Here is a 25,645-nt window from a genome sequence, read left to right as displayed (position 1 = left end):
GGGCCGCCTACGGTAGCTGACCTGCGGCGACCAGACGGTTGAACAAAATCGGCGGCGCGATCCAGGTGACGACATCGTCGAACACCGCTCCCGCGACGTTCGACTGCGCGCGCATCACGAACACGCGGTCATTGTCGAGGTTCTTGTCTTCATGCGGGCTGCCGCCGCCGGTGGGGGCGTTGGGACCGAGCGACCAGATCACGGCGATGGCGTCATCGCTCAACTGATCGGCCGCCGCCGCGCAGCCGGTGCCCGTCACGCCGGAACCGGTGCCGCAAACATAAAGCAGTTGGGTCGAGGCGGCGATGTTGGACATCCCGGCACTGCGCATGCCGTTGATCCGCGTAAAGGGGTTGGTGATTCCGTTGACGGTGGCGTTGGCCACCGCGTAGCGGATGCGGTTCTGCACGAGCGTCCAGGCGTCCACTGCGTACCCGCTGCCGTCGACCGGTGTGAACCCGATCGTGACCGCCGGCAGGAAACCGACATACGCATTCGTTCCGGTGACCGCTGCCGCGCAGGCGCCGCTGGCGTGACTGGTGACCGCCTCCTGGCCGTTGCTCGCGGCGCTGGCCGGGCACGGAAAATATCCGTAGGCGGCGACATAGCCCAGCAAGGCATCACGCGCTTGATCCAGGAGCCGTCGCGTTTCCTCCAGTCTGCGGGTTTCGATTTGTGTCTGCAGGGGAACGAGGATGCTGCCAAGCAGCAGCGCGATCACGAAAACCGCGATCGCCATCTCGATCAGGCTGAACCCGCGGCGATGCCTAGCGCACGACGAAGAGGCGGTCATGATTGGCATTCGCGGTACTCGGGATGACGAAGCTGTCGTCGTCGTTGTCGCTGTTCTCCGCATCTTCGAAATAGCCGGTGATCGGATCCTCAGGATCCGATTGCGCCCACGTGCCGCGCGGACTGGTGGTCGCGGCGCCCGGCGTGATCAGAATCAAGTCCGCACTCCCGCTGGCCACCGTGGTGGTATTGCACGCGAACGGGCTCGATGAGGTCAGGCACAGGTCGGCGGTTCCGCTGTTGCCCAGACTGAGCGAGGTCGCGCTGCAAGTGGTGCATCCAGCTCCGCTGCCTTCCAGCCGGTTACGGGCGACGGCGTACTGAATGACCCCCGGCCACCCGGTCACCGACCCGCAGCCGTTGGTCAACCAGTTCGGCAGGGCCGGCGTGCCACCGCTGCCCCACGCCACCGGCGCGGCAGTTCCGCACGGGAAGCGGGCGCGGTTGTATGCATCGGAGTACAGGTTGGCATTGCTGTTACCGTCGGCCCAGTCAGCCCAGGGATAGACGCCGGTCGCCGTGCGATAGGCCTGCAACAGCGCCATCATCTCGCGCGCGACGCGTTGCTCGACCGCGGGCATGAGGTCGGCATTGGTCATGAACAGCAGGCGGTCGTTGAAAGTGTCCGTGGCCCGAGCCTGCACGAAAGGACCGTTGGTCTGCGCGTTGTTGCCCCCGCCTACGGCTTCGAGATAGTTCGTCGCGCAGCGATTGCGCGGGAGAGTGGTTCCTGTCGTCGCGCACGCCGCGCTGCTCGCCGGGTTGCGGTCCTGGGCACCGAGCGGCTGGCCGGGCGCGAAGATGACGGCGATCGCCTGGCTGGTGAGCACCGTGCCGCTGCTTTCGGCATAGACGGTGAGGTTGCCCAGGGTGTTGCTGGTGATCGGGGCGCTGCTCATGTTGTAGATGCGGAACGGGCCGGCTACGGCGTACCAGAGCGTTTCTCCCGCATCGTCTTTCGGCTCGGGGATGCCCAGCGTCTTCCATGGAACCCGGCCGATCGCGCCCGCGGAACAACTGCCGTCTTCGGACCCGTCGTTGTCCATGTCGGGGCACGGCAACTCCCCGGGGCGGGCATTGGGAAGGGCGCCGGTGGGCGTGCGCGTTGCCGACCAGCCAATCAGCGCTTCCCTGACCTGGGCGAGCGCCGGAAGGGTTTTCGTGAGCTGCTGACTGGCGCGCGAGGGCGTGGCCGCCGCGTAGTAGACGACGAGAGCGATTCCGACCGCGATCAGCAATACGGTAAAAAGGATGGCCTGACCGCCTTGCGCGCGGGGACCGTGGGGGCAAGATCGCCTGCGTGTTCTCATGGCAAAGCGGACGGCCCGGCCAGTCTGAGCGGGGGAACTCACCGGGCGGGGGCAGCCCGGGTCGTCTCGCCATTCTCGTCGACCCCCGGTGCGGTTTTGGGACGTGCTACCGAGGCAGAGCCGCTGCGCCGCTCGGCGCGCTGGGCACGGCTGCGAGGCTGTGGTCCTGCGGAAGCTCCCAGATACTTCTCGTGCACCTCGCCAGAACCGGCTTCCAGACGCTGGCCCACACGAAGATCGGTTGTTTTCTTTCCCGGGAGCCGGATGCGTGCCGAGGCGGGCCGGCCGGGGTCGGTCAGGATCTCTAGCCCGCGTGGTGAGCCCCGGTAGTAGGACTTGCCGTTGACCCAAACGGTACGTTCGCCGTCGCTGCGCATCACGATGCCGTTCAGCTCGATTTCGCGCGGTCGGCGCGACTGCCGTGCCGGTCTGGGATGATCGTCGCTCTTTTTCGCCGCGAAGATTCGCCGCCCGGCGTCGAGGGCCGCGCGCTGCTGGGGCGTGAAAAACAGGCGTCCGAGCTGCGGCTCCGCGGCGCCTGCCGGTGTCCACGCCACCGCCACCAGCAGGAAGAAGCCGAGCAGGCGCGCGAGCACCTTCATGCGCTGGGCTCCGCCGCCGCGACCGTCAGCCAGTCGATTTCGCACTCCGCTTGCAGGTTGGCGCGCCGGGGTGCCGGATCGCCCGGCTGTCCGGTCATTGCGCACGCGCGGACCGAGAACAGCCCCGCGCTTTGCGCCCGCAAGGCGTCCAGGAATTCCAGCAGATCCAGCTCGTGGGTCAGCCCCAGCGTCAACTTCATCGTCGAGCGCCGCAGCCGCTGCGCGATCACGCCCGCTGCCGCCGGGTGCTGGAACGGCTCCTGCGGATCGATTCGAAACTGCACGCCATCGAGGCCCGCCTTGCGGTCCGCGGCGCGCAGGCCCTCGATCCACTCGATTCTGCGTTCCCCGCCGACGAACCCTTCCTGCTGCAGCGCCTGATAGGCCGGCAGGTAGCGCAGGATGGCCGCCTTTTCTTCGTCGGAGCGCTGAAACCGGCGCCTGGCTTCGTCCAGGGCGGCGGTCTGCGCGGCGAGGCGCTGCTGGGCACGCGCCAGGTCGGCATTGGCATAACGGACGATGAGCGCGCCCGCTGCAACCGCCGCAGCCAGCACTACGCCGGGCAGCCACAGCGAGGACAGATTTTTCCACGTCAGTCTCATCGGTCAGACCCCCGCCCGGAAGGCCACCACGACCTGGAACTGCGTCTCCGGCGGGCGTGCCGTTTCCGACGTCGTCCCGGCCAGTGTCGATGCCGAGGTCACATCCATCGGCAGCTTGACCACGCGCACCTCCTCGACCTGCTGGTCGGCGCCCAGAGACGCCGCGAAACCGCGGATTCGATCGAGGACCGCGCGATGGTCCTGCGCCACCCGGACCACCTCCGCCGACACGACCGCGATCTGTCGCGGGGTGGTCGCGCCGCCCGCGCTGCTCGCCGAGGTCGCCGCCAGTCCCTCGAAAGTCTTGGGATCGCCGTAGCGCCACTCGATCTGCCTGAGCGAGATATCGGGCGAACCGTCCAGGGCGCGGCTGAGCACGACCAGCATGCGCTCCGGCGTGCGGAATTCCTCGCGAATGCGCCGCGCGGTCTCCACCGTGTCCTCCAGTTCTTCCGCCGAGGCCGGGGCTTGCGGAAACTGGGCGGTGACCTGCGCGTAGCGCGCTTGGTAGTCCCGGGTTTGGCGCACCAGATCGACCACTTGGTCTTCGATCTGCGTCGCGCGAAACTCGGCCGCGCCGGCCCACAACACAGCGCCGAGAAACGCAGCGGCGGACGCAATGTACACGTATTGCCGCATGCGGTAGAGGTGGAAACCGGCTTCGACCGGAGCCGGGGCCAGATCGATTGCCGGAACCCCGCTCGCGAGCAGATGCAGATGCAGCACGTCCGGCGAGGCATCGAGATCGGCCGGGGAAATGCCGAGCTTGCGGGCGATCTCGTCCCGGCCGAACCGCACGCATGGCATGTTGGGGCGTTCGCGCGCCAATACGCCCGGAATGCCGCTTAGCGTTGCGTCGTGGTCGAAGATGACCACGGTCACCGTGTCGTCGACGTGAGTGACGGTGAGTGCGTCGAGATACATGCGCGTGTTGCCGATCTCCTCGGCGTAATACGCGTCCGCAGGCGCGCTTCCCGTGCGCGCGGCGGTCAGGCGACTGATGCGAAACCGGAGGTTCTTGCAGAAAGTCTGGCGCAGTCCCGCCTTGTTCTTCGAGACGAGCAGCAGGTTGGGATGCTTGAGCTTGAAGCGCTCGATCAGCGACAGCGTGATGATCGGCAGCGGGTGAATGCCGGCCACCGGAACGTGCAGCCGCTCGATCACGCGCAGCCAGGGAAGCAGCAGTTCGGGATCGGTGATCGCCGCGAACAGGTAGCGATCCTCCCGGCGCTTGCCGGCGACGCGTTCCTGCAACTGGCACGCCGCAAAGGCGGTCGAACGATAGAGTTGACGCAGCTTGCGCGCAACGAGTTGCGCCCGGTCGGATCCGGAAGCATGGGGGAGCGTCTCGAACCGGTAGTCCTCGTCGATCGTGTCGACCACGATGCGCACCGGCAGTCCCTTGATCCCGCGCAGGTAGGCCGCGAACGCGGCGAGGCCTTCCTGACTGTTGTCGAAAGCGCGGATCAGCTCGAGCCTGCGGGAGCGCCAGACCGCGGCGGTCGCGCCTTCTTCCGTGACGCTCAGAAGCAGTTTGGCGGCCATCTCAGAGCTTCAGCTGTCCGAGCATATCGTACACGGGGGTCAGCACCGAAAACAGGATCAGCGCCAGCACGACGCCCAGTACGAGCGTGAGCGAGGGCTCGAGCAGCTTGAGCGCCTTGTCCACCGACTCGCGCACGTCGCGGTTGTAGAAATACGTCACGTTGAGCAGCGCGGTATCGATCGCGCCGGTATTCTCGCCGACCCGCAACATGCGGATGACGAGCGGTGGAAACATGCCGAGATTCTGGAACGCCTCCGACATGGTCTCCCCCGAATTGATCTGCTGTCCGGCACGCTGCAATCCGCGGGCGACGTGGCGGTTGCCGACGATATCCTCGCTGGTGCGCATGGCCTCCAGGATCGTGATCCCCGAGCGGTACATCAGCGCGAAGAAGTTGGCGAAGCGCGCCAGGATGATCTTCTGCAGGATCGGGCCGATGAGCGGAGTGCGCAGAATGGCGTAGTCGAAGAGATAGCGCGCCCTCTCGTTGCTCCTGACCAGGGCCGCGATTGCCGCCGCCGCCAGAACCGGCAGCGGGATGATGATCCACCAGTAGGCCGCCGTGAACTCCGAGATCGCGATGAGCACGCGCGTCTGGATGGGCAACTCGAGGCCCATGGTGCGCAAGAGGCCGACCACCTGCGGAACGAGGTACAGCAGCAAAAACAGAATGACCGCGCCCACCACGAAGCACACTAGAGCCGGATAGACGAGCAGACGTCGCGTCTGGGAGATCAGCTCGTCCTGCCATTTCAGCGTCGCTCCCAGGTTCTCGAATACCTCGGTCAAGCGTCCGGCCAGCTCACCAGCGCGCACCAGGCTGACGAATACGGGGCTGAATACGTTCGGGAAGGCGGCCAACGCCTGGGACATGGTCTTCCCGCCCTCGATGTCTTCCAGCACCGAAGTCAGCACCTCCCGGAAACGCGGGTTCTCCATGCCGTCGCGCAGGTCGCGCAGTCCCTCCACAAGAGGAATGCCGGCGCGCGAGACTTGCTCCATGTCGAAGCAGAACGCGATCAGATCCTGGCGGGTGATATGGCCGCCTCCCAGAGCCGACGCCTGACGGGCCAGCGTGCGATAGGTCACGAGGTCGAGCCCCATCTTGCGCAGCCGCAGCTCGAGGTCGACCTCGTTCGAAGCATCGAGGCGCCCGCGGGCCGGGTTGCCTTCGCGGTCGATCGCCTTGTACTGGAAAGCGGGCATGGCCGGCGTCCGTTCAGCTCACGCGGCCGGTGAGGTCGATCGCGCGCGCCACTTCGGCCAGGCTGGTCGTGCCGTCGATCACGCGCTGGATGCCTTCTTCGGCGAGCGAACGAAAGTCCTTGGCCCGCGCCGCTTCGCGCAGTTCTCGCGGCGAGGCACGACGGGCAACGAGTTCATCCATATCCGCGTCCATGTGCAGGATCTCCATCACGGCCGTGCGGCCCTTGTAGCCCCGGTGGCTGCACTTCGGACAGCCGACCGGACGGAACAGTTTCAGGTCCGGATCGAGGCCGGCTCCCAGAAGCTGGCGCTCCTCGGCATTCGGGGGGTAGGCCTCCTTGCAGTGGGTGCACAGCACCCGAACCAGCCGCTGGGCGATGATGCCGATGATGTTGCCCGCCATGATGTCCGGCATGATGCCGATGTCGAGCAGCCGCGGGAAAGCGCCGAGCGCCGAGTTGGTGTGTAGCGTGGTGAATACCTGGTGGCCCGTCATGGCCGCGCGAAACGCCATTTCCGCGGTTTCCCGGTCACGGACTTCACCGACCAGAATGATGTCGGGATCCTGTCGCATCATCGAGCGGATGCCGTTGGCGAAGTCCATGCGCACCGACTCGTTCACCGAGGTCTGGCGCATGAGCGCCACAGGGTACTCGACCGGGTCCTCCAGCGTCATGATGTTCACCGATTCGACGTTGAGCTTCGCGAGCAGCGAGTACAGCGTGGTGGTCTTCCCGCTGCCGGTCGGGCCCGTGATGATCAGGATTCCCTCGGGACGCGCCAGCATGAGATTGAGTTTGGCCATCACGTTCTTCGGCAGACGCATCTGCTCGAGCGAAATGATGGATTTTTCGCGGTCCAGGACGCGCAGCACGATGTTTTCGCCCCAGATCGTGGGCTGGGTCGATACGCGGAAATCGACCGGCCGGCCGTTGAGGTTGAGTGAAATTCGACCGTCTTGCGGGGCGCGGCTTTCGGCGATGTTCATTCCGCTGATGACTTTGAGCCGCACGGCGATCCCCGGCCAGTAGTTCTTGTGCAGGCTGCGCACCTGCTCGAGCACGCCGTCGATGCGGTAGCGGATGCGCAGGAACGCATATTCCGGCTCGAAGTGGATGTCGGAGGCGCCCCGCTTGACGGCATCGACCAACAGGGCGCCCACCAGGCGCACGATGGGTTGGGTGTATTCGTCGCCACCTGCCTGCTGCAGGCTCTGGTAGTCGATCTCACCGGTTTCGATCTCGCGCAGGATGCCGTCAACCGACAGCTCGTAACCGTAGAACTGGTCGACGTATTCATCGAGTTGCGCCTGCCCGGCCAGCACGGTCTTCAACTGGATGTTCGACCCCAGCATGGCGCGCAGCTGATCCAGGGCGACGACGTTGAAGACCTCGGTAATGGCCACCACCAGCAGGTCCTGCTCCGCGTCGTAGGCGATCGGGAGCAGCCGATGGCGCCGGGCAAACTCCTGGGGCACGAGCTTGAGTGCCTCGGCGTCGACGAGCACCTGCGACAAGTCGATGCTCTCCTGACCGATCGTGCGCGCCATGATGTCCCGGATGACCGCCTCGGTGACGAAGCCGAGGCGCACCAGCAGGCGCCCGATGGGGATGTTCTGAGCTTTCTGTTCGGTGAGCGCGATGCGCAACTGGTCCTGGGTGATCAGGCCCTGCTGGACCAGCAGCTCGCCGAGACGGAGCTTTTTCCGTTGCTCAGCCATGGCGAGAACGACTTTAATCGACGCGGGCCGAGAGCTGCCCGACGCGCTCGATTGCCAGTTTCTGGTCGAAGTTGGCGCGGCCCCGCTTGAACGACAGATCCAGGGCCTTGCGGTAGTAGGCCAGCGCGAGTTTGGGTTGTCCCAAGTGCTCGAGGCCCACGGCGAGGTTGAAGGCGTAGTCGGGGTTCTCCGGCATGAGTTGGTGAGCCTGGAAATAGGCTTGCTGCGCCGCCGGCCACTGCCCTTGTTCGGCGTACAGGTTGCCCAGCGTGAAGTACAGGAAGCCGGAAGGTTCGCGGGCGATCAGTTGCTTCAGTCGTGATTCCGCTCCCGCCGGATCCGAGCGGCCCACCAGGGCGATGAGCCCTGCCTGGGCGTAGCCGTTGCGCGGATCGGCTTCCAGCACACGGGCGTAGTAGGCGGTCGCCGCCTCGCTCTGGCCTTCTTTCCAGTTGATTGCCGCCAGTCCCAGCAAAGCGTCGATGTTGCGTGGATCGCTACCCAGCACCTCCTGATAGAGCACTTTGGCTCGCCCGTAGTCGCCGATGCGCAATGCCTCATAGGCGGCGACCAGTGTCGGGTCGGGCTCGTCCGCAGCCGATTTCTGGCGCCGGACTGCGATTTCCTCGCGCGATGGCGCGACGGGTGCCGCTTGGGGAGCCTCTGGAATTTCGATGGTTTCGACCTCTGGGTCGGCGTCGGTCTCCGCACCCCCCTCTGCAGCCGGCTGAAAGGCCAGCTTCCCGGCTCGGACCGGGCGGGCACGGCGCGGTGCACGCTCGACTCGCGCCGTGAAATCGCCCGATGCTGCCTGGGCCGGCGGGGTTGGCGAGGTTGCCGCGGATGCCGCGGCGGCCGCAGTCGCAGGCGGTGGCGTTTCCAGCGCCGGCATCCCGGAGATCTTTGCCTGCGCCGGGGCCTCGGCTACGACGGCCTGCGGCGCGGGCGGGACTCCAGCACCGAGCGGCGCGGCGGGCGGCGCAGCCTGCAGCCAGCCCGGGTTGCTGATCTGGATGTAAACGTAGGCGCCGTAGCCCATCGCGAACAGAATCGCTGCGCCCAGGAAGGTCAGCATGTAGTGCTCACGTGCCCAGTCGAGCGGGCCAAATGAAGGCGCTTCCTGGGCGCGCAGCACGCTGGCTGCCTGCGCCGGCGACGGCGAAGAACGCAGGGGTGCATCTTCGTCGCTCAGGACCGGTTCCGGAAGCGGCTCGAGCGACAGGCCGCTCTCGTCCGAGGTGGGCAGATCGGAGTCTGCGCCCTCGCGGCTCTTCGATGCCCTCTGGAGGGCTTGCAGCAGCAGGCTCATGGATTCTTGCCGGTGGGGTCGATATTCGGCAGGAAACGCTTGAAGAACTTCAGCTCGTCGCTGTCGATCGACGGGTTGGCGATCACGGTCGGTCGCAGGAACACGATCAGTTCGGTCTTGGCGACGGCTTCGTCGCGGAAGGCGAACGCTTCGCCCACGCGCGGCACGGAGCCCAGGCCGGGGACCTGATCGCGGTCGCGCCGCACGTTGTCCTGCATGAGACCACCCAGCACAATGGTCTGACCGCTGCCGACCTGGAGCACCGACTCCATCTCGCGCACCTGGATTTCGGGGACCTGATTGAGAATCGGGTTCGCCAGCGGATTGCCCTGCCCGTCCAGACGCAGCGAGGGATTGGGATCGTTCACGAAACGGGTGATGCGCGAAATCGTGGGCCGGATGGTCAGGTTCACCATGCTGCTCTCGGTGATCTGGGGCAGCACGGACATTACCAGCCCGACGGGAACGGTCTGCGGCGTGGTGTTGAAAGTCTGCAGCGTGGTCGTCTGATTCTGCGAGGTCTGCGCCTCGATCTCGAAATACACGACGTTATCCACGACTTTGAGCAGCGCCGCCTGGTTGTTGAGGGCCATCAGCTTCGGACTGGAGAGCACGCGTGTGTTGCCGAACTGCTCCAGCAGCCTCAGCGAGGCCGAGATGTTCCCGACGTCGGACGTCGTGTTGGCGTAGCCGATCACCATCCGCGGGGCGCCGCCGAGGTTGGATCCGAGCAGTTCCTGCTGGAAAGTGAAACCCGCGCCGGTCGCCAGCCGACTCCAGTCCACGCCCGCCTGATAGTTGTTCGAGAGCTGGACCTCGGCGATCGTGGCTTCGATCAGCACTTGGCGCTGGGAGGCCGTCGAGATCCCGTCGAGATACTGCTGGATCAGACCATGCTGGCGCTCGGTGCCGAGCACCGTGAGGGTACCGGCAATCGGGTTGATCACGATTTCGTCTTTTGCCGCGGTACGCGCTAGGGTCTCGGCGCCGAACGCCTTCTCGAACAGCGGCGCGGCGTTCGGTCCGGCGCGGGCGACGGCTTCCGCCTGCGCGATGCGCTCCTGGCGCTCGGCGCGGGCCGCTTCGGCGCGCGCCGCACGCTGGTCGGCGCTCTCGCTCAAAGCCTTGGTGGCGGCCAGAATGCTCTCGACGTTTTGTCGCAGGACTTCCCAGAAGTTGTTCTTCGATGTGCTCTCCACCCGGGTACTGGAGGTTCCCGCAGCCTGACTTGGCGCCTGTCCGCCCGCAGTCGACGTGCCCCCCGAGATATCGCCGCTCACACCGATGGAAGCGGTGGTGTCGCGCACGACGTTGACGTAGTTCACGCGGTAGGTCTTGAAGTACGGCGTGTCCGGGCTGACAACGATCGTGTTGCCGATTGTGCGGTAGCGGATGTTAACCTGGCGTGCGATGCGCTCGATGATGGCCGGCAGGGTTTCATCGACCGCGTTCAGGCTGACCAGACCCTGCACGCCGGGGTCGACATCGATGCTCTGCTTGGTGTCGCGCGCGAGCGCGAAGAGCAATTCCTTCACCGGGACCTCCTGCACGACCACGGTATAGGTGGGCAAGCGGACCTGCGGTTTGGGCGGCGGCACGAAGTCGGTGATCGTCACCGGTGGCAGGATCTTCTCCTGCGGCGCCAGGGTGGGCGCCCGCTCACTGTCCAGATGTCCTTGAGACGGTGGAACGGTGGGCTTGTGGCCGCACGCCGGCAGCAATGCCGCGAACAGAAGCGCCGCCGCCATGCGGTGGGTCAGACCCCGCGCCGAGCTGCCGTGCGTGAACTGCAAGTTCGTTACCTCCCTGTTGCCCAGTTGCTACCGGCGATGCACTGATCGCCTTGCTCGCGAGCCGAGGCGCACGGCGCTGCTTCCTGTCGTCACGAACGGTACTGCGCGATCTCCGCTCGTATCCCGTTGAGCGTGCGGCAATACGGCCGATTGGCCTTCAGTTCCTCCGGAAGCTTCTCGATTTGCGCATTGGCTTCCCGCAGAGTGGCGAAATTGCCGTACAAGACGGTCAGCGACGGGCGCTCCCTCGCCATGGTACGGTACACAAAAATTCTTTCTATCTCAAGATATTTAGAAATAGTCTTCAAATAACTTCTCAAGAGTTCAGGGTCGGAAGACCCAAGCAGCTGGATCGTGAAGGGTTGGACCGCTGGACCCGTCAGCAACCGTTCGGTGGCCAGCAGGCGCTGCTCCAAGAGGTCTTCCTCGCCGTCCGCGCTCTGTGCGCCGGGGACGCCTGCAACTTGCGCGCCAACCACTTGAGCAGCCGTCAACGCGGGGGTGGAGCCGGCAGGGGCGGGCTGGAATTGGTCCGACCGTGACGCTGCGGCCGGCGACTCTTCGGGCTGCTGCAGGAGCGCCGGATGAACCGCGGAGGGATCCTTGGGACTGGCGAGCGGTTCTGCGCGCCATGCCTGGTAGGCCGAAAAGGCGCCCACCCCGAGCAGGCCTCCGAACAAGACTCCGGTGACTGCGTAGACCAGTTGGCTGGACAGCGGCCGCGCGCTCCCGGCGGAAAATTCGCTGTCCCGGATGGCCGCCCTGACGTGCTTCATGGAGACGTCATGCGTACCCTCGGCAAAAGCGGCCAGCATGGCCTTGTCGGCGATGATGTTGACGCGCCGCGTCAGCCCGGCGCTAGCCCGGGCGATGTAGCCCACGACGCGCCGGCGGAACAGGTCCGGCCCGCGGTAGCCCGCGGCGTGCAGCCGGAAATTCAGATACAGGCGCACGTCCTCGGCGGTCAGCGGAGCGAGCGTGAAACTGTGCGTGATGCGCTCGCGCAATTGGCGGATCTGCGGCCGGCGCAGGTTTTCGTCCAGCTCGGGTTGTCCGAACAAGACGATCTGAAGGAGCTTGTGGTCGTGGGTCTCCAGGTTCGAAAGCAGGCGGATTTCTTCCAGCGTGGCGAGCGGCATGCCCTGCGACTCTTCCACGAACAGGACGACCTGCCTTTTCTGCGCGTGCCTTTCCAGCAGATACTCGTTGAGGCGGTGCATGACTTCCAGGCGAGGCGCATCCTTCGCCACCGGCAGCTGCAGCTCGAAGGCGATGGCGTGCAGGATCTCGTCAGGAGAGACGTTCGGATTGGCGAGGTAGACGGTGTCTATGTTGCTCGGCAGGCGGGTCTGCAACATGCGGCACAGCATGGTCTTGCCGCTGCCGACCTCGCCGGTCACCTTGATGATGCCCTCGCCCTGGGAAATGGCATAGATAAGCGCTTCCAGGATGGCGCCGCGATTGCCGCCCTCGAAGAACACTTCGGTATCGGGCGTGATCTTGAAGGGCGGATGCGAGAGCCCGAAGAAAGCGTAGTACATCGCTATTGGCGTTCCTGCGCCGCCTGCTCGTAGGCCTGCATCCGGCTGTACAGCGTGGTTCTGTGGATGCCAAGCAGCCGCGCGGCCTGGCTCAGGTTGCCCTGAGTGATCTCGAGCGCGGCCTCTACGTAACTGCGTTCCAGTTCGCGCAGCGCCTGATCGAGGTTGAAGCCCTTGCGGCCCTGCAGGAAGCGCCGCGCGTTTTCCAGCGATACCTTGAAATCCTGCGCCGCGACCGTGGGGGCAACGGCTACCGGGTCCTCCCAGTCCAGTTCGCCGATGAGCTGGTCGGCGTCGATCGACCGACCGGCGTGCTTGGTTGTCAGGCGAATGACGATATTGCGCAACTCCCGCACGTTGCCTGGAAACGAATACTCCATCCACGCCCGCCGCGCGCCTTCGTCCAGGCGGATCGGAGCGACGCCGCTTTGCCGCGCGTAGAACTGTGCGAAGTGCTCGAACAGCCGCAACTTGTCCTCGCCAAGCTCGCGCAGCGGAGGCACCGCGATGGTAAACACCGACAGGCGGTGATAGAGGTCGGCGCGGAAGCGCCCGCCTTTGACTTCCTGGCGCAGGTCGCGGTTGGTGGCCGCGATGACCCGCGCATGGCTCACGCGGCTCACCGTTTCCCCGACGCGCTGGTACTCGCCGTTTTCCAGCACGCGCAGCAGCTTTGCCTGCAGCTCGAGGGGCAGTTCCCCGATCTCGTCCAAGAACAGGGTGCCCTCCTGCGCGTCCTCGAAGTAGCCGGCGCGGGCGCTGGTCGCGCCGGTGAAGGCCCCCTTGCTGTAGCCGAACAAGGTCGGCTCGACCAGCGTCGGCGAAATCGCCGCGCAGTTGAGCGCGAGAAACGGTCTGGCGGCGCGAGGGCTTCTGCGATGAAGCGAAGCCGCCACCAGTTCCTTGCCGCTTCCCGACTCGCCCTCGATCAGCACCGGGAATGGCGAAGGGGCGTACTGGATGATCTGCTCGTGCAGCTTGGCGATGGCCGGGCCGCTGCCGATGATTCCGCTGTCCTCGCCGGAGCCCTTGCGCTCCACCGCGGCGAACTCCAGCGCCTTGGCCAGCAGCTCCCTGAGCACGGCCGGTTCGCACGGTTTGGCGATGAACTCGATCGCTCCCAGCGTGCGCGCGTAGCGCGCATTGGCTTCGTCGCTTTGCCCGGAAAGCACCAGCACCTTCATGCCGGGAGAATAGGCGAGCAACTCGCGGATCAGGCGGAAGCCCTCGTCGGGGCGGTGCGGGTTCGGCGGAAGTCCGAGGTCGACCAGCGCCAGCTCGGGCGGATTGTCGAGCTGTTGCAACAGGCTCTTGACCTGGGCCCGAGACTCCGCCACGTGCACGCTGTAGTCGCGCCCGAGCACGAAATCCAGCGTATCGGTGATCAGCGGATCGTCGTCGACGACCAGCAGGCCCGGCTTGGTCCGCTGCGGGCGGCCCGTGAAAGCGCTGGAGGGAGCATTGGACATGACGGCGATCTAGTTTGCCAGAAAATATTCCCTGTCAATCGCTTGTGAGCGTGACCTCAGGCGATGCAAGAAAGATACGCCTGTTCCAGGTCGGCGGCAGCATGGCGCTGCTTGAGCGCGGCCGGGGTGCCGACATAGCGCAGCCGCCCTTCGTGCAACACCGCCATCTCGTCGCACAGTTCCTCCACGTCCGCCAGCGCATGCGAGGTCAGAAACAGGGTCGTGCCGCCATCGCGCAGGTGCCTTAACTGCGCCTTCAACAGCGACCGGGCCTTCGGGTCCAGTCCGCTGGTCGGCTCGTCCAGCACCAGCAGGTCCCGGCCCGAAAGCAGGCAGGCGGCGAGCCCGAGCTTCTGGGTCATGCCTTTGGAGAACGCGCGCACGGGCTTGCGCAGCGCCTCCCGCGGCAGGTCGAGCGCCTCAGTCATGCGCAGCGCGGCCAGCGCCTCGTACGGGCGTCGGTACATGCGCATCATGAAGCGCAGGAAGTCCTCTCCGGTCAGGTAGTACGGCGGGACGAATCGCTCGGGAAGAAACGCGAGACGACTGCGCGCCGCGCTCAGTCGGCTGGCTTGCTCGAAGATCGCGATGCTCCCCGCATCGAAATCGCAGAAATCGAGCAGGCACTTGATCAACGTCGTCTTGCCGGCGCCGTTCGCCCCGACCAGGCCGAACAGAACGCCGCGCGGCACGCGAACGTCCAGGTCGCGCAGGGCAAACGCCGTTCCATAGCGCTTGCTCAAGCCACGCACCTCGATGGCCGGCGCTTGCTGTCGTCTGGCCGAGGCCTGTATCGAATTCATTCGCCTATCGCCTGATGGCCGAGCAGTGCAACACGGGGTCTTGCGCGCCGTCCGCCCGCCGCTTCGACGCAGCGCACGCGCTGCTTTGGCCGCCGGCGGCGTGTGTCGACCGGTGGCGAGGGACCTGGCTGCATTCGGACGCGAAGCTTGCATGCAAAAGCCTTTCGATGGAAGCCCCGGGACCGTCACTCTCCGCTAGAATGCCGGGCGAACAAACCGGCTCCCTTCCAGTGCACTCTCAGCCCATCGTCGAGTTCTCGCGGGTCGATTTCTCCTACGACGCAAAGCCGCTGCTGAAAGCGGTCGACTTGCGCCTGCCGCGCGGAAAAGTGGTCGCCATCATGGGCGGCAGCGGCACCGGCAAGACCACGCTGCTGCGGCTGATCGGAGGCCAGCTCAAACCCAGGCGGGGCGAGATCCGGGTCGACGGCCACATCATTCACCGCCTCGGACACGATGAACTCTACGAGCTGCGGCGACGCATGGGCATGCTGTTTCAGTTCGGTGCGCTGTTCACCGACTTGTCGGTGTTCGACAACGTAGCCTTCCCGCTGCGCGAGCACACCAGCCTTCCAGAGTCGATGATCCGCGACCTGGTGCTGATGAAGCTGCACGCCGTGGGACTGCGCGGTGCGCATCGACTGCGGCCCTCGGAGCTCTCCGGCGGGATGGCCCGACGCGTGGCGCTCGCGCGCGCCATCGCGCTCGATCCGATGCTGATCATGTACGACGAACCGTTCACCGGCCTCGACCCGATCTCCACCGGCGTCATCGCCAATCTGATCCGGCGGCTCAACGACGCGCTGGGCGCGACTTCCATCGTGGTGACGCACGACGTGGCCGCGTCCTTCAAGATCGTCGACTACGTCTACTTCCTGTCGCGCGGCGAGATCGTTGCCGAGGGAACGCCGCGCGATGTCGTGGCTTCCGCCGAGCCCTTCGTCCATCAGTTCGTCAACGGCGAGGTCGACGGGCCGGTGCGGTTTCATTATCCGGCTGCGCCGTATCGCGCCGACCTGGGATTGGGAGGCTGAGTGGGCGGTGCGCTCGCGCGAGGACTGCGCCTGGTCGGGCGATTGACGATCAACGGCGTGTGGCAGCTGGGTTGCGCTACCCGCTTCATGGGCCTGATCCTGCTGCGCTCGACGCCGACCTTCGTGCGCCCACGGCTGCTGCTCGACGAGATCTATTTCGCCGGCGCGCTGTCGCTGATCATCATCATCGTCTCCGGCCTTTTCGTCGGCCTGGTGCTGGGCCTGCAGGGCTACGAAACGCTCAAGCGCTACGGATCGGCCGAGGCGGTCGGAACGCTGGTGGCGCTTGCGCTGGTGAGGGAGCTGGGGCCTGTGGTGTCGGCGCTGCTATTCGCCAGCCGCGCGGGCTCGGCGATGACCGCGGAGATCGGAATCATGAAATCCACCGAGCAGCTCTCCGCCATGGAGATGATGGCAGTGGATCCGTTTTCTCGCGTGATCAGCCCGATGTTCTGGGGCGGATTTCTCTCGATGCCGCTGCTCGCTGCGATCTTCAGCGCCATGGGGGTGTTCGGCGGCTATCTGATCACGGTGGTGATCATCGGCGTGGACGCCGGCGCGTTCTGGTCGCAGATGCAGGCCAGCGTGGACCTGCGCGAGGATATTCTCAACGGGGTGATCAAGAGCGTGGTGTTCGGCGCGGCGGTGACCGCAATCGCGCTGTTCGAAGGCTACGATGCGCCCCCCACCGCGGAAGGTGTATCGCACGCGGTGACGCGCACCGTGGTGACTTCCGCCCTGGCGGTGCTCGCGCTCGACTTCGTGCTTACCGCGTTCATGTTTACAGGAGTATGAACCGTGGATCGAACGACCGTTGATCTCTGGGTGGGCGTCTTTGTCACCGCGGGCCTCATCGGCCTGTTGGTGCTGGCCTTGAAAGTGGGGAACGCCGGCCAGGCCGATGTGTCAGACGGCTACAGGATCGTGGCCGAATTCGACAACATCGGCGGGCTGAAGCCGCGCGCGCCGGTCAAGAGCGCCGGAGTGGTGATCGGGCGCGTGGAGAGTATCGCTTTCGACAATCAGACTTTCCGCGCCCGCGTGACGATGCGTATCGCGAAGCGCTATCAGTTTCCGACCGACAGCGCGGTGTCCATTCTGACCGCGGGCCTGCTCGGCGAACAGTACATCGGAATCGACGGCGGCGGCGACACCGAGTATCTGAAAGACGGCGACAGGGTCCGCCTGACCCAGTCGGCCATCGTCCTGGAGAAGGCCATCAGCCAGTTTCTGTACGGCAAGGCGGCCGAAGTCGGTTCCGGGCAGAAGCAGCAGTGAGACTCGAAGAATCTCGAGGAGAGCCCGTCAATGCTCAATTTCCTACGCGTCTGTCTGCTCTCGGTGGCCGTCGGCCTGCTGGCGAGCGGTGCACGCGCTCAGATCACTGCGCCGGACCTGCTCGTCAGGCAAACCGTCGAAGAGGTTCTGCGCATCCTCCAATCGGACCGTCAGGTGCAGGCCGGCAACCTGGAACGCATCGCGCGCCTGATGGAGGAGAAGGTGGCGCCGCACTTCGATTTCGCCAGGATGACCCGCCTGGCCGTGGGCCGAAGCTGGCGTGAGGCCACGCCGGAACAGCGCGAGACGCTGATGCGGGAGTTCCGCACCCTGCTGGTGCGGTCCTATTCGGCGGCGTTCACCTTCTACCAAGGTATCGCGGTCGAATATCGTCCGTTGCGCATGAATCCCGGCGACCAGGAGGCGACGGTGGGAACCGTGGTTCGCCTGCCGGGCGGCGCGCAGCCGATCACGGTGGACTACGACATGGCGCTCACCGACTCCGGGTGGAAGGTCTTCGACGTGCGCATCGACGGCGCGAGTCTGGTCATCAACTATCGCAACGTGTTCAGCCAGGAGATTCAGCGCGGAGGCATCGAAGGTCTGATCCGCAGTCTGATCGCCAAGAACAGCGGGCGGGTGAGCACCGGCGCGAAAACTCAGCCATGATCGAGCGCCAAGGCGAGCGCTGCTATGTTTCGGGAGCGGTCACCCACGCCACAGTCGTCGCTCTGCTCTCCGAGGGCGAGAAGCTTTTCGGCCAGGGCCGGCTGATCTTTGATTTCTCCGGCGTCGAGTCGGTCGACTCCTCCTCGCTCAGCCTGATGCTGGAGTGGATGCGCCGCGCGGCCCTGGTGGGTACTGCGCTTGCCTTCGCCAACCTCGGACCCGCTATCCGCAGTCTGATCGACCTGTACGGGCTCGCCGAACTGATTCCTCTGACGGCAGAATAACCGCCCGTTATCCTAATCCAGGCGGGAGCCGCCCTCCGAGGCGAACCTCGGGCCCATGCAGCCAGCCATCGAGATCCGGGATGTAGCCAAGGCATACGGTGCGGTCCAGGCCTTGTGCGGCATCGATCTGGAGATTGCCCAAGGGGAGTTCTTCGCGTTGCTCGGGCCCAATGGCGCGGGCAAGACCACCCTGATCAGCATCCTGGCCGGCCTGACGCGCGGAAACCGGGGCTGGCTCAAGGTCATGGGACATGACGTGGTGCGCGAGTATCGCGCCGCGCGGCGCTGCCTGGGGGTGGTCCCGCAGGAACTCGTGTTCGATCCGTTCTTCACGGTTCGCGAAACGCTGCGCATCCAGTCGGGTTACTTCGGACTGCGACGCAACGATGCCTGGATCGATGAGATCATGGCGCGGCTGGGCTTGAGCGCGAAGGCGGACGCCAACATGCGCGCGCTCTCGGGCGGGATGAAACGCAGGGTACTGGTGGCGCAGGCGCTGGTGCACAAGCCCCCCGTCATCGTCCTCGACGAGCCCACCGCCGGCGTCGACGTGGAGCTGCGCCAGGGGTTGTGGGATTTCATCCGCCAGCTCAATCGCGACGGCCATACGGTCGTGCTGACCACGCATTATCTGGACGAGGCCGAGACGCTGTGCAGCCGCGTGGGCATGCTCAAGCAGGGCCGCCTGGTGGCGCTGGACACGACCGAGAACCTGCTCAAGGGTTACTCGGGCTTGCGGCTCAGATTGCGCCTGGCGGACGGGGCGCTGCCGGAGGCGCTGGCCCCGCTGCTGGAGGAATCGGTCAATCCCGGCGAGTACGTATTGTCGCTGAATGATTACGGACAGCTCGAGCAGGTGCTCGCCGAGTTGCGCAAGGCAGGCCGGGAGTTCGCCATCACGGAGTTGCGACAACCCGATCTGGAAGAGGTGTTCGTCTCGATCATGCGCAGGGCCTAGCGATCGTGACCGGATTCTTCACCCTTTTCTACAAGGAGCTTCTGCGTTTCTGGAAGGTGAGCTTCCAGACGATCGCGGCGCCGGTACTCACCGCGCTGCTCTACCTGCTGATTTTCTCGCACGTCCTGGAGGAGCATGTGCAGGTCTATCCAGGGGTGGGCTACACGGCCTTCCTCGTTCCCGGCCTGGCCATGATGTCCGTGCTGCAGAACGCCTTTGCCAACAGCTCCTCCAGCCTGATTCAATCCAAGATCACCGGCAACATCGTGTTCATCCTGTTGCCGCCGCTTTCCCACTTCGAGTTCTTCCTGGCGTACGTCCTCGCCGCGGTGGTCCGGGGCCTTATCGTCGGAACCGGGGTGCTGGCGGTGAGCGCGCTGCTGGTCGCGCCGCCGCTTCAACACCCGCTGTGGGCGATCGTCTTCGCGCTGCTGGGGTCGGCCATCCTCGGGGTGATGGGCATCATTGCCGGCATCTGGGCGGACAAGTTCGACCAGCTCGCCGCTTTCCAGAATTTCATCATCATTCCGCTGACGTTCCTGGCCGGCGTGTTCTATTCGATCCACTCGTTGCCGCCCCTCTGGCAGAAAGTGTCGCATTTCAATCCCTTCTTCTACATGATCGACGGATTTCGCTACGGCTTCTTCGGCGTCGGCGATGTCTCGCCATGGCTTTCGCTGGCGATTGTGGGCGGCGCGCTCTTGGCCTTATCATTCGCGACCTTGGCGCTCATCCGGTGCGGTTACAAGCTGCGTCACTGATTTCGTCTCTTGCCATGGTGACCCCCGACCAGGTCAAGTCCTACATAAAAGACAGCCTCGCCTGTGAATACGTCGAGGTGTCGGGCGACGGTCATCATTTCGAAGCCGTGATCGTGAGTCCCGAGTTCCGCGGCAAGACTCGCGTGCAGCAGCACCAGGTGGTGTACCGCGCCCTGGGAGATCGCATGCGCGAGGAAATCCATGCGCTCTCTATGCGCACCTTCACTCCGGAGGAGTGGGCGACGCGCTAGGCGCGGCTGGCCCGCGGCCGCGGGCCTTCGTCCGCCAAGGTACATGGACAAGCTCGTCATCCAGGGGGGCGTGCCACTGGCCGGGGAGATCAAGGTGTCCGGCGCCAAGAACGCCGCCCTGCCCATCCTGTGCGCCGCGCTGCTTACTCCCGAGACGCTGCGCGTGAGGAACGTTCCGCACCTGCGCGACGTGACCACCATGCTCACCCTGCTGGGGCAGATGGGCGTGGACGTCTCGCTCGACGAAAAGCTGGGAGTGAGCCTGACCGCGGCGCGGCTTGCAGACCCGGTCGCACCCTATGAGCTGGTGAAGACCATGCGCGCTTCGATCCTGGTGCTCGGGCCGCTCACGGCGCGCTTTGGCGAGGCGCGGGTATCGCTGCCCGGAGGCTGTGCCATCGGCCAGCGGCCGGTCGATCAGCACATCAAGGGGCTCCAGGCGCTTGGCGCGCAAATCAGCATCGAGCACGGTTACATTCATGCGCGTGCCGCTCGCTTGAAAGGCGCACGACTGGTCATGGACCTGGTGACCGTGACCGGCACCGAGAACCTGATGATGGCAGCCGCGCTGGCCCAAGGCACGACGATCATCGAGAACGCGGCGCGCGAGCCCGAAGTCGTGGACCTCGCGCTGTGCCTGAATGCGATGGGCGCCAGAGTGCAGGGCGCCGGCAGCGATGTGGTTCGCATCGAAGGGGTGGACCGTCTGCAGGGCGCCGATTACTCGGTCATGCCCGATCGCATCGAAACGGGCACTTTCCTCGTGGCGGCGGCCGCCACAGGCGGCAGCATCCGGCTCAGACAGGCGCGCGCCGATACGCTGGACGCGGTGGTCGCCAAGCTGCGCGAGGCCGGCGCCACGGTCGAATGCGGCGAGGACTGGATCGCGCTCAAGGCGCCGCGGGAGCTGCGCGCGGTCAGCGTGCGCACCGCGCCGTACCCGGCCTTCCCGACCGATATGCAGGCGCAGTTCATGGCGCTCAACAGTGTGGCGCGGGGCACCGCGGTGGTCACGGAGACGATCTTCGAGAATCGCTTCATGCACGTGCAGGAGCTGCGACGGCTGGGTGCCGACATCGAGGTGGAAGGAAACACGGCGGTGGTGCGCGGTGTACCGCGTCTGGAGGGCGCCCGGGTCATGGCGACCGACCTGCGCGCTTCGGCGAGCCTGGTGCTGGCCGGGCTGATGGCCGAGGGAGAGACCGTGGTCGACCGCGTGTACCATCTGGACCGCGGTTACGAATGCATCGAGGAGAAGCTTGGTCAACTCGGTGCGCGCATCAAGCGCGCGCACTGACCGGAAAGCCGTGGTCAAAGACGCCGACACCATCACGCTCGCCTTGTCCAAGGGACGTATCTTCGTGGAGACCGTTCCGATCCTTCGTGCGGCGGGAATCCGGCCGCTGGAGGACCCGGAAACTTCTCGCAAGCTGGTCCTCGACACCGATCGGGCGGACGTGAAGATCATCATCGTGCGCGCTTCCGATGTCCCGACTTACGTGCAGTTCGGCGCCGCGGACCTCGGTGTCGCCGGCAAGGACGTGCTGCTCGAACACGGCGGCGAGGGGCTGTATCAGCCCCTCGATCTGGCCATCGCCCGATGCCGGATGATGGTCGCGGTACCTGCCGGCTTTGACTACGAGTCGGCGGTGCGCCAGGGCGCGCGGCTGCGGGTGGCGACCAAGTACCTCAAGACCGCGCGCGACCACTTCGCGTCCAAGGGGGTGCACGTCGATCTCATCAAGCTCTACGGGTCCATGGAGCTGGCTCCGCTGGCCGGACTGGCGGACGCGATCGTGGACCTGGTTTCCAGCGGCAATACGCTCAAGGCCAACAACCTGCGCCCGGTGGAGGAGATCATGCCGATCAGCGCACGGCTGATCGTCAACCAGGCGGCGCTCAAGCTCAAACGGCCGCGCCTTCAACCGCTGCTCGACGCGTTTGCGCGGGCAGTAAAGCAGACGGCCTGATCGATGCTGATGCGCAGGCTATCCACGGCGCAGCCGGACTTCGACGCCCGGCTGAGCGAACTCCTGGCCTTCGAGGCCACGATGGACGAACGCGTGGACTCGGCCGTCGCAGCGATCCTTGCCGAGGTGCGCGCCCGCGGCGATGCGGCTCTACTGGAATACACGAGGCGCTTCGATGCGCTCGAGGCCGAGTCGGTGGCGGCGCTCGAAGTGCCCCGCTCTTCCCCGGCGGCGGCTCTGGACGCCTTGCCCGGCGGACAGCGTGTCGCACTCGAGACAGCCGCCGCGAGGATACGCGCCTATCACGAGCGACAGCCTGTGGCGTCCTGGAGCTACACGGAAGCCGATGGAACCATGCTGGGCCAGCAGGTCACGCCGCTCGATCGGGTCGGCATCTACGTGCCGGGCGGCAAGGCGGCCTATCCCTCTACCGTGCTCATGAACGCGATCCCAGCCCGGGTCGCCGGCGTAAAGGAGATCATCATGGTGGTTCCCACGCCGCGGGGCGAGCGCAGCGAGCTGGTGCTCGCGGCCGCGCATCTGGCCGGCGTGGATCGCGTCTTCACGATCGGCGGCGCGCAGGCGGTGGCGGCGCTGGCCTACGGCACCGCGACCATTCCGGCCGTCGACAAGATCGTCGGGCCCGGGAACGCCTACGTTGCGGCGGCCAAGCGGCGCGTATTCGGCGTCGTGGGCATCGACATGGTGGCCGGGCCTTCGGAAATCCTGGTCATCTGCGACGCGAGAACCGAGCCCGACTGGATCGCCATGGACCTGTTCTCCCAAGCGGAGCACGACGAGAACGCCCAGGCGATCCTGCTGTGTCCGGATGGCGGGTTCATCGATCGGGTGGCGGCCAGCATCGAACGGCTGATCCTGGAGATGCCGCGGCAGGAGGTAATTCGGGCGTCTCTGGCCGGACGAGGCGCGCTGATCCAGACACAGAGCCTGGAGGAAGCGTGCGAGATCGCCAACCGCATCGCACCGGAACACCTCGAGCTCTCGGTCGAAGAGCCGCGGCGCTGGCTGCCCCGCGTGCGGCACGCGGGCGCGGTGTTTCTCGGCCGATACGCTTCGGAGGCCCTGGGCGACTACTGTGCGGGGCCGAACCACGTTCTGCCGACCGCCCGCACCGCCCGGTTTTCCTCTCCACTGGGCGTCTATGACTTCCAGAAGCGCACCAGCCTGATCGAAGTCACCGCGCAAGGCGCCCGCTCGCTCGGTGCCGTGGCGGCTGAACTGGCGCAAGGCGAAGGATTGCCGGCGCACGCCAGGTCGGCCCGGCTGCGCTTTCACCGATGAGTCGCCGACCCGAAGAGCTGCTGCGCGAGGAAGTGCTCGCGCTGCAGGCCTATCACGTTCCGGATGCGGGCGGATTCGTGAAACTGGACGCGATGGAGAATCCGTACCCGCTGCCACCGGAGCTGCGCGAGCGCATCGGCAAGCTCGCCGCCGCCGCGGCAATCAACCGCTATCCGGATGCCCGGGCCACGGCGCTGAAGGCCCGGTTGCGCGAAGCCATGGAGGTGCCCGCGCAAGCGCAACTGCTGCTGGGAAACGGCTCCGACGAGATCATCCAGATGCTCGCGCTGGGGGTGGCAAGACCCGGTGCCGTGATTCTTGGCGTGGAACCGTCCTTCGTCATGTTCCGCATGATCGCGACGCTGGTCGGCGCGCGCTTCGTCGCCGTGCCGTTGAAGCCCGACTTCAGCCTGGACAGCAGGGCCGTGCTGGAGGCCATGGAGCGTCACCGGCCGGCTGTGGTGTTTCTGGCCTACCCCAACAATCCCACGGGCAATCTGTTTGACCGGCATGCGCTAACGCGTATCATAGAAACCGCTCCGGGTCTGGTTGTCATCGACGAGGCTTACCACGCCTTCGCCGGCGAAAGCTTCATGGCGCAGACAGTGGTCCGTGACAACCTACTGGTCATGAGGACGGTGTCCAAGCTCGGCCTGGCGGGGTTGCGTCTGGGGTTGCTGGCGGGCCGCGAAGAGTGGTTGCGTCAGTTCGACAAGCTGCGTCTGCCCTACAACGTGAATGTGCTGACGCAGGTGATCGGGGAAGCGGTGCTCGCGCGGCGCGACCTGCTCGAGGAGCAGGCCGGCGAGATCCGGCGCGAGCGCACGCGAGTGTTCGAGGCGTTGAGCGCGCTGGACCGGGTGAAGGCCTTCCCGAGCCGCGCCAACTTTGTCCTGTTCCGGGTCGACGACGCACCGGGCGTCTTCGCGAGACTGAAGCAGAAGAAGATTCTCATCAAGAATTTGCACGGATCGCACCCGCTGCTCGACAATTGCCTGCGGGTCACCATCGGCACGCCCCGCGAAAACGATTTGTTCCTTTCCGCTCTGAACCAGAGCATCTGAAAACCGTGCAGCGCGAGAACAGCATTCAGGCACCGCCCATGCGCCAGGCGGAGGTGCGGCGCGATACGCTGGAAACCCGCATCCGCGTGCATCTCAACCTCGACGGAAGCGGTCGCTCCCGGCTCGCTACCGGCATCGGATTCTTGGATCACATGCTGGACCAGGTCGCGCGCCACGGCATGATCGATCTGGAGATCGAAGCGAAGGGCGACCTGCACATCGATGCGCATCACACGGTAGAAGACGTCGGAATCGCTTTGGGCCAGGCGCTCGCCAAGGCGCTGGGCGACAAGAAGGGGATCCGCCGCTTCGGTCACGCTTACGTGCCGCTGGACGAGGCGCTGTCGCGTGTCGTGATCGACCTATCCGGACGGCCTGGCCTGGCGTTCGACGTGCCGTTCGTTCGCGGACTGGTCGGCGAGTTCGACGTGGATCTGATTCACGAGTTCTTCCAGGGCTTCGTGAATCACGCGCTGGTCACCCTGCATGTCGACAATCTGAAGGGCAAGAACGCGCACCATCAGGCCGAAACGGTGTTCAAGGCTTTTGCCCGGGCGCTGAGGATGGCGTGCGAACCGGATCCGCGCGCCCCTGCGCTGGTGCCTTCCACCAAAGGGGCGCTGTAACAAGTCTTCAGACCCGTCCGCATGATCGATATCGCGGTCGTCGATTACGGCATGGGAAACCTTCGCTCCGTGGCGAAGGCCCTGGAGCATGTCGCGCCCGAAGCCAGGGTGGTCGTGACCAGTGACCCGGGGGCGATTGGCGAGGCGGCGCGCGTCGTGTTCCCCGGCCAGGGAGCAATGCCCGACTGCATGCGCGAGATGGACGCGCGGGGCCTGCGCGAAGCGCTGCTCGAAGCCGCCCGGTGCAAGCCCTTTCTTGGCCTGTGCATCGGTTTGCAGATGCTGTTCGACTGGAGCGAGGAGGGCGGCGTGCGCGGTCTGGGCATTCTGCGCGGGAGGGTGGTGCGCTTTCCGGCGCAGAGGATGTTCGCCGCCGACGGATCCAAGCTCAAGGTCCCGCACATGGGCTGGAACCAGGTGTATCAGCGCATGCGCCACCCGATGTGGGCACAGATCGCCGACGGCACCCGGTTCTATTTCGTGCACAGCTACTATGTCGAGCCGCAGGAAGCGCAGATCGTGGCTGCGACCAGCAACTACCCGTTCAGCTTTGCCTCTGCGGTGGCCAGCGGCAATATCTTCGCTGTGCAGTTCCACCCGGAAAAGAGCCATCAGGCCGGTTTGCAGCTGTTGTCGAACTTTGTTCGATGGGACGGCTCGGCGGCAGTGCCTTCCCTTGAAATGGGAACCGCCAGCGCTTGATCAGCCGGAAGGTCTCCAGACAGTCGCAGGGTTGTCCGCTCAGAACGCTTCGC

General features: G+C 65.6%; 26 protein-coding genes. 14 read left to right on the top strand and 12 right to left on the bottom strand.

What is annotated here, in order from left to right; all coding sequences use genetic code 11:
• Positions 1 to 7 precede the first annotated feature (7 nt).
• The 12 genes from VNM24_08285 to VNM24_08230 all read right to left on the bottom strand — a co-directional run bounded on the left by VNM24_08285 (position 8) and on the right by VNM24_08230 (position 14,693).
• The gene (locus VNM24_08285) at positions 8 to 793 is read right to left on the bottom strand and encodes a prepilin-type N-terminal cleavage/methylation domain-containing protein (GenBank protein HWQ38592.1); all 786 of its coding nucleotides are present in this window, start codon (positions 791 to 793) and stop codon (positions 8 to 10) included.
• Positions 768 to 2,102 (bottom strand): hypothetical protein, encoded by a 1,335-nt coding sequence (locus tag VNM24_08280; GenBank protein HWQ38591.1) that lies wholly within the window; start codon positions 2,100 to 2,102, stop codon positions 768 to 770. Before VNM24_08280 ends, VNM24_08285 begins: the two co-directional genes overlap by 26 nt.
• A gap of 38 nt (positions 2,103 to 2,140) precedes the next feature.
• Entirely contained in the window at positions 2,141 to 2,704 is a 564-nt protein-coding gene (locus tag VNM24_08275; GenBank protein HWQ38590.1) for a hypothetical protein, read from the bottom strand.
• Complete coding sequence (locus VNM24_08270) at positions 2,701 to 3,306, bottom strand: hypothetical protein (GenBank protein ID HWQ38589.1); 606 nt, start codon at positions 3,304 to 3,306, stop codon at positions 2,701 to 2,703. The genes VNM24_08275 and VNM24_08270 overlap by 4 nt, the downstream gene beginning before the upstream one ends.
• Before the next feature lie 3 nt (positions 3,307 to 3,309).
• Positions 3,310 to 4,851, bottom strand: coding sequence for a hypothetical protein (locus VNM24_08265; GenBank protein ID HWQ38588.1), 1,542 nt, complete (start codon positions 4,849 to 4,851; stop codon positions 3,310 to 3,312).
• Between the two features lies 1 nt (position 4,852).
• Positions 4,853 to 6,058: a type II secretion system F family protein gene (locus VNM24_08260; GenBank protein HWQ38587.1), complete on the bottom strand. Its 1,206-nt coding sequence runs from the start codon at positions 6,056 to 6,058 to the stop codon at positions 4,853 to 4,855.
• A gap of 13 nt (positions 6,059 to 6,071) precedes the next feature.
• Entirely contained in the window at positions 6,072 to 7,778 is a 1,707-nt protein-coding gene (locus VNM24_08255) for a GspE/PulE family protein (GenBank protein HWQ38586.1), read from the bottom strand.
• A 13-nt stretch (positions 7,779 to 7,791) separates the two neighbouring features.
• Complete coding sequence (locus VNM24_08250) at positions 7,792 to 9,087, bottom strand: tetratricopeptide repeat protein (GenBank protein ID HWQ38585.1); 1,296 nt, start codon at positions 9,085 to 9,087, stop codon at positions 7,792 to 7,794.
• Positions 9,084 to 10,880, bottom strand: a complete 1,797-nt coding sequence (locus tag VNM24_08245; GenBank protein HWQ38584.1) for a secretin N-terminal domain-containing protein — start codon at positions 10,878 to 10,880, stop codon at positions 9,084 to 9,086. Before VNM24_08245 ends, VNM24_08250 begins: the two co-directional genes overlap by 4 nt.
• An 89-nt stretch (positions 10,881 to 10,969) precedes the next feature.
• Positions 10,970 to 12,421 carry an AAA family ATPase gene (locus VNM24_08240; GenBank protein HWQ38583.1) on the bottom strand — a complete coding sequence of 484 codons (1,452 nt, stop codon included), beginning with the start codon at positions 12,419 to 12,421 and terminating at the stop codon, positions 10,970 to 10,972.
• Positions 12,422 to 12,423: 2 nt separating this feature from the next.
• Positions 12,424 to 13,890, bottom strand: coding sequence for a sigma-54 dependent transcriptional regulator (locus tag VNM24_08235; GenBank protein HWQ38582.1), 1,467 nt, complete (start codon positions 13,888 to 13,890; stop codon positions 12,424 to 12,426).
• Positions 13,891 to 13,946: 56 nt separating this feature from the next.
• Positions 13,947 to 14,693: an ABC transporter ATP-binding protein gene (locus tag VNM24_08230; GenBank protein HWQ38581.1), complete on the bottom strand. Its 747-nt coding sequence runs from the start codon at positions 14,691 to 14,693 to the stop codon at positions 13,947 to 13,949.
• Positions 14,694 to 14,893: 200 nt separating this feature from the next.
• Between VNM24_08230 and VNM24_08225 the strand changes: the two genes are divergently transcribed.
• Genes VNM24_08225 through hisH form a run of 14 tightly spaced genes read left to right on the top strand, consistent with a single transcriptional unit; the run spans position 14,894 to position 25,592 of the window.
• A complete protein-coding gene (locus VNM24_08225) occupies positions 14,894 to 15,727 on the top strand; it encodes an ABC transporter ATP-binding protein (GenBank protein ID HWQ38580.1) in 834 nt (277 codons plus the stop codon).
• Entirely contained in the window at positions 15,728 to 16,522 is a 795-nt protein-coding gene (gene mlaE / locus VNM24_08220) for a lipid asymmetry maintenance ABC transporter permease subunit MlaE (GenBank protein HWQ38579.1), read from the top strand.
• Positions 16,523 to 16,525: 3 nt separating this feature from the next.
• Complete coding sequence (mlaD, locus tag VNM24_08215; GenBank protein ID HWQ38578.1) at positions 16,526 to 17,005, top strand: outer membrane lipid asymmetry maintenance protein MlaD; 480 nt, start codon at positions 16,526 to 16,528, stop codon at positions 17,003 to 17,005.
• 30 nt (positions 17,006 to 17,035) lie between these two features.
• Positions 17,036 to 17,674: an ABC transporter substrate-binding protein gene (locus VNM24_08210; GenBank protein ID HWQ38577.1), complete on the top strand. Its 639-nt coding sequence runs from the start codon at positions 17,036 to 17,038 to the stop codon at positions 17,672 to 17,674.
• Positions 17,671 to 17,958, top strand: a complete 288-nt coding sequence (locus VNM24_08205) for an STAS domain-containing protein (GenBank protein ID HWQ38576.1) — start codon at positions 17,671 to 17,673, stop codon at positions 17,956 to 17,958. The genes VNM24_08210 and VNM24_08205 overlap by 4 nt, the downstream gene beginning before the upstream one ends.
• 55 nt (positions 17,959 to 18,013) lie before the next feature.
• Positions 18,014 to 18,916 carry an ABC transporter ATP-binding protein gene (locus VNM24_08200; GenBank protein ID HWQ38575.1) on the top strand — a complete coding sequence of 301 codons (903 nt, stop codon included), beginning with the start codon at positions 18,014 to 18,016 and terminating at the stop codon, positions 18,914 to 18,916.
• A 5-nt stretch (positions 18,917 to 18,921) separates the two neighbouring features.
• Entirely contained in the window at positions 18,922 to 19,677 is a 756-nt protein-coding gene (locus VNM24_08195) for an ABC transporter permease (GenBank protein HWQ38574.1), read from the top strand.
• Between the two features lie 14 nt (positions 19,678 to 19,691).
• Positions 19,692 to 19,928 (top strand): BolA family protein, encoded by a 237-nt coding sequence (locus VNM24_08190; protein HWQ38573.1) that lies wholly within the window; start codon positions 19,692 to 19,694, stop codon positions 19,926 to 19,928.
• A 43-nt stretch (positions 19,929 to 19,971) separates the two neighbouring features.
• The gene (gene murA / locus VNM24_08185) at positions 19,972 to 21,225 is read left to right on the top strand and encodes a UDP-N-acetylglucosamine 1-carboxyvinyltransferase (GenBank protein HWQ38572.1); all 1,254 of its coding nucleotides are present in this window, start codon (positions 19,972 to 19,974) and stop codon (positions 21,223 to 21,225) included.
• A 10-nt stretch (positions 21,226 to 21,235) separates the two neighbouring features.
• Positions 21,236 to 21,898, top strand: coding sequence for an ATP phosphoribosyltransferase (gene hisG / locus VNM24_08180; GenBank protein HWQ38571.1), 663 nt, complete (start codon positions 21,236 to 21,238; stop codon positions 21,896 to 21,898).
• Between the two features lie 3 nt (positions 21,899 to 21,901).
• The gene (gene hisD, locus VNM24_08175) at positions 21,902 to 23,200 is read left to right on the top strand and encodes a histidinol dehydrogenase (GenBank protein HWQ38570.1); all 1,299 of its coding nucleotides are present in this window, start codon (positions 21,902 to 21,904) and stop codon (positions 23,198 to 23,200) included.
• Positions 23,197 to 24,264, top strand: a complete 1,068-nt coding sequence (gene hisC, locus VNM24_08170) for a histidinol-phosphate transaminase (GenBank protein HWQ38569.1) — start codon at positions 23,197 to 23,199, stop codon at positions 24,262 to 24,264. Before hisD ends, hisC begins: the two co-directional genes overlap by 4 nt.
• Positions 24,265 to 24,302: 38 nt before the next feature.
• Positions 24,303 to 24,890: an imidazoleglycerol-phosphate dehydratase HisB gene (hisB, locus tag VNM24_08165; protein ID HWQ38568.1), complete on the top strand. Its 588-nt coding sequence runs from the start codon at positions 24,303 to 24,305 to the stop codon at positions 24,888 to 24,890.
• Between the two features lie 21 nt (positions 24,891 to 24,911).
• On the top strand, positions 24,912 to 25,592 hold the full coding sequence (hisH, locus tag VNM24_08160) for an imidazole glycerol phosphate synthase subunit HisH (GenBank protein HWQ38567.1): 681 nt from the start codon (positions 24,912 to 24,914) through the stop codon (positions 25,590 to 25,592).
• Positions 25,593 to 25,645: the final 53 nt, after the last annotated feature.

It is taken from the genome of Burkholderiales bacterium, assembly GCA_035560005.1.
In the GTDB taxonomy this organism is placed as follows: Bacteria; Pseudomonadota; Gammaproteobacteria; order Burkholderiales; family Eutrophovitaceae; genus DASRFY01.
Note: the sequence above shows the minus strand (reverse complement) of the source record. Positions and strands in the feature narration are given on the sequence as shown.

Excerpts from the sequence above, each read along its gene's own strand:
- VNM24_08205 (HWQ38576.1), top strand. The coding sequence starts at position 17,671 with ATGATCGAGCGCCAAGGCGAGCGCTGCTATGTTTCGGGAGCGGTCACC.
- VNM24_08235 (HWQ38582.1), bottom strand. The coding sequence starts at position 13,890 with ATGTCCAATGCTCCCTCCAGCGCTTTCACGGGCCGCCCGCAGCGGACC.
- VNM24_08190 (HWQ38573.1), top strand. The coding sequence starts at position 19,692 with ATGGTGACCCCCGACCAGGTCAAGTCCTACATAAAAGACAGCCTCGCC.
- VNM24_08260 (HWQ38587.1), bottom strand. The coding sequence starts at position 6,058 with ATGCCCGCTTTCCAGTACAAGGCGATCGACCGCGAAGGCAACCCGGCC.
- hisH (HWQ38567.1), top strand. The coding sequence starts at position 24,912 with ATGATCGATATCGCGGTCGTCGATTACGGCATGGGAAACCTTCGCTCC.
- VNM24_08270 (HWQ38589.1), bottom strand. The coding sequence starts at position 3,306 with ATGAGACTGACGTGGAAAAATCTGTCCTCGCTGTGGCTGCCCGGCGTA.
- VNM24_08230 (HWQ38581.1), bottom strand. The coding sequence starts at position 14,693 with ATGAATTCGATACAGGCCTCGGCCAGACGACAGCAAGCGCCGGCCATC.
- VNM24_08240 (HWQ38583.1), bottom strand. The coding sequence starts at position 12,421 with ATGTACTACGCTTTCTTCGGGCTCTCGCATCCGCCCTTCAAGATCACG.
- VNM24_08280 (HWQ38591.1), bottom strand. The coding sequence starts at position 2,102 with ATGAGAACACGCAGGCGATCTTGCCCCCACGGTCCCCGCGCGCAAGGC.
- hisC (HWQ38569.1), top strand. The coding sequence starts at position 23,197 with ATGAGTCGCCGACCCGAAGAGCTGCTGCGCGAGGAAGTGCTCGCGCTG.
- VNM24_08285 (HWQ38592.1), bottom strand. The coding sequence starts at position 793 with ATGACCGCCTCTTCGTCGTGCGCTAGGCATCGCCGCGGGTTCAGCCTG.
- hisD (HWQ38570.1), top strand. The coding sequence starts at position 21,902 with ATGCTGATGCGCAGGCTATCCACGGCGCAGCCGGACTTCGACGCCCGG.
- VNM24_08200 (HWQ38575.1), top strand. The coding sequence starts at position 18,014 with ATGCAGCCAGCCATCGAGATCCGGGATGTAGCCAAGGCATACGGTGCG.
- VNM24_08275 (HWQ38590.1), bottom strand. The coding sequence starts at position 2,704 with ATGAAGGTGCTCGCGCGCCTGCTCGGCTTCTTCCTGCTGGTGGCGGTG.
- VNM24_08250 (HWQ38585.1), bottom strand. The coding sequence starts at position 9,087 with ATGAGCCTGCTGCTGCAAGCCCTCCAGAGGGCATCGAAGAGCCGCGAG.
- VNM24_08225 (HWQ38580.1), top strand. The coding sequence starts at position 14,894 with ATGCCGGGCGAACAAACCGGCTCCCTTCCAGTGCACTCTCAGCCCATC.
- hisB (HWQ38568.1), top strand. The coding sequence starts at position 24,303 with ATGCGCCAGGCGGAGGTGCGGCGCGATACGCTGGAAACCCGCATCCGC.
- VNM24_08210 (HWQ38577.1), top strand. The coding sequence starts at position 17,036 with ATGCTCAATTTCCTACGCGTCTGTCTGCTCTCGGTGGCCGTCGGCCTG.
- murA (HWQ38572.1), top strand. The coding sequence starts at position 19,972 with ATGGACAAGCTCGTCATCCAGGGGGGCGTGCCACTGGCCGGGGAGATC.
- VNM24_08265 (HWQ38588.1), bottom strand. The coding sequence starts at position 4,851 with ATGGCCGCCAAACTGCTTCTGAGCGTCACGGAAGAAGGCGCGACCGCC.
- VNM24_08255 (HWQ38586.1), bottom strand. The coding sequence starts at position 7,778 with ATGGCTGAGCAACGGAAAAAGCTCCGTCTCGGCGAGCTGCTGGTCCAG.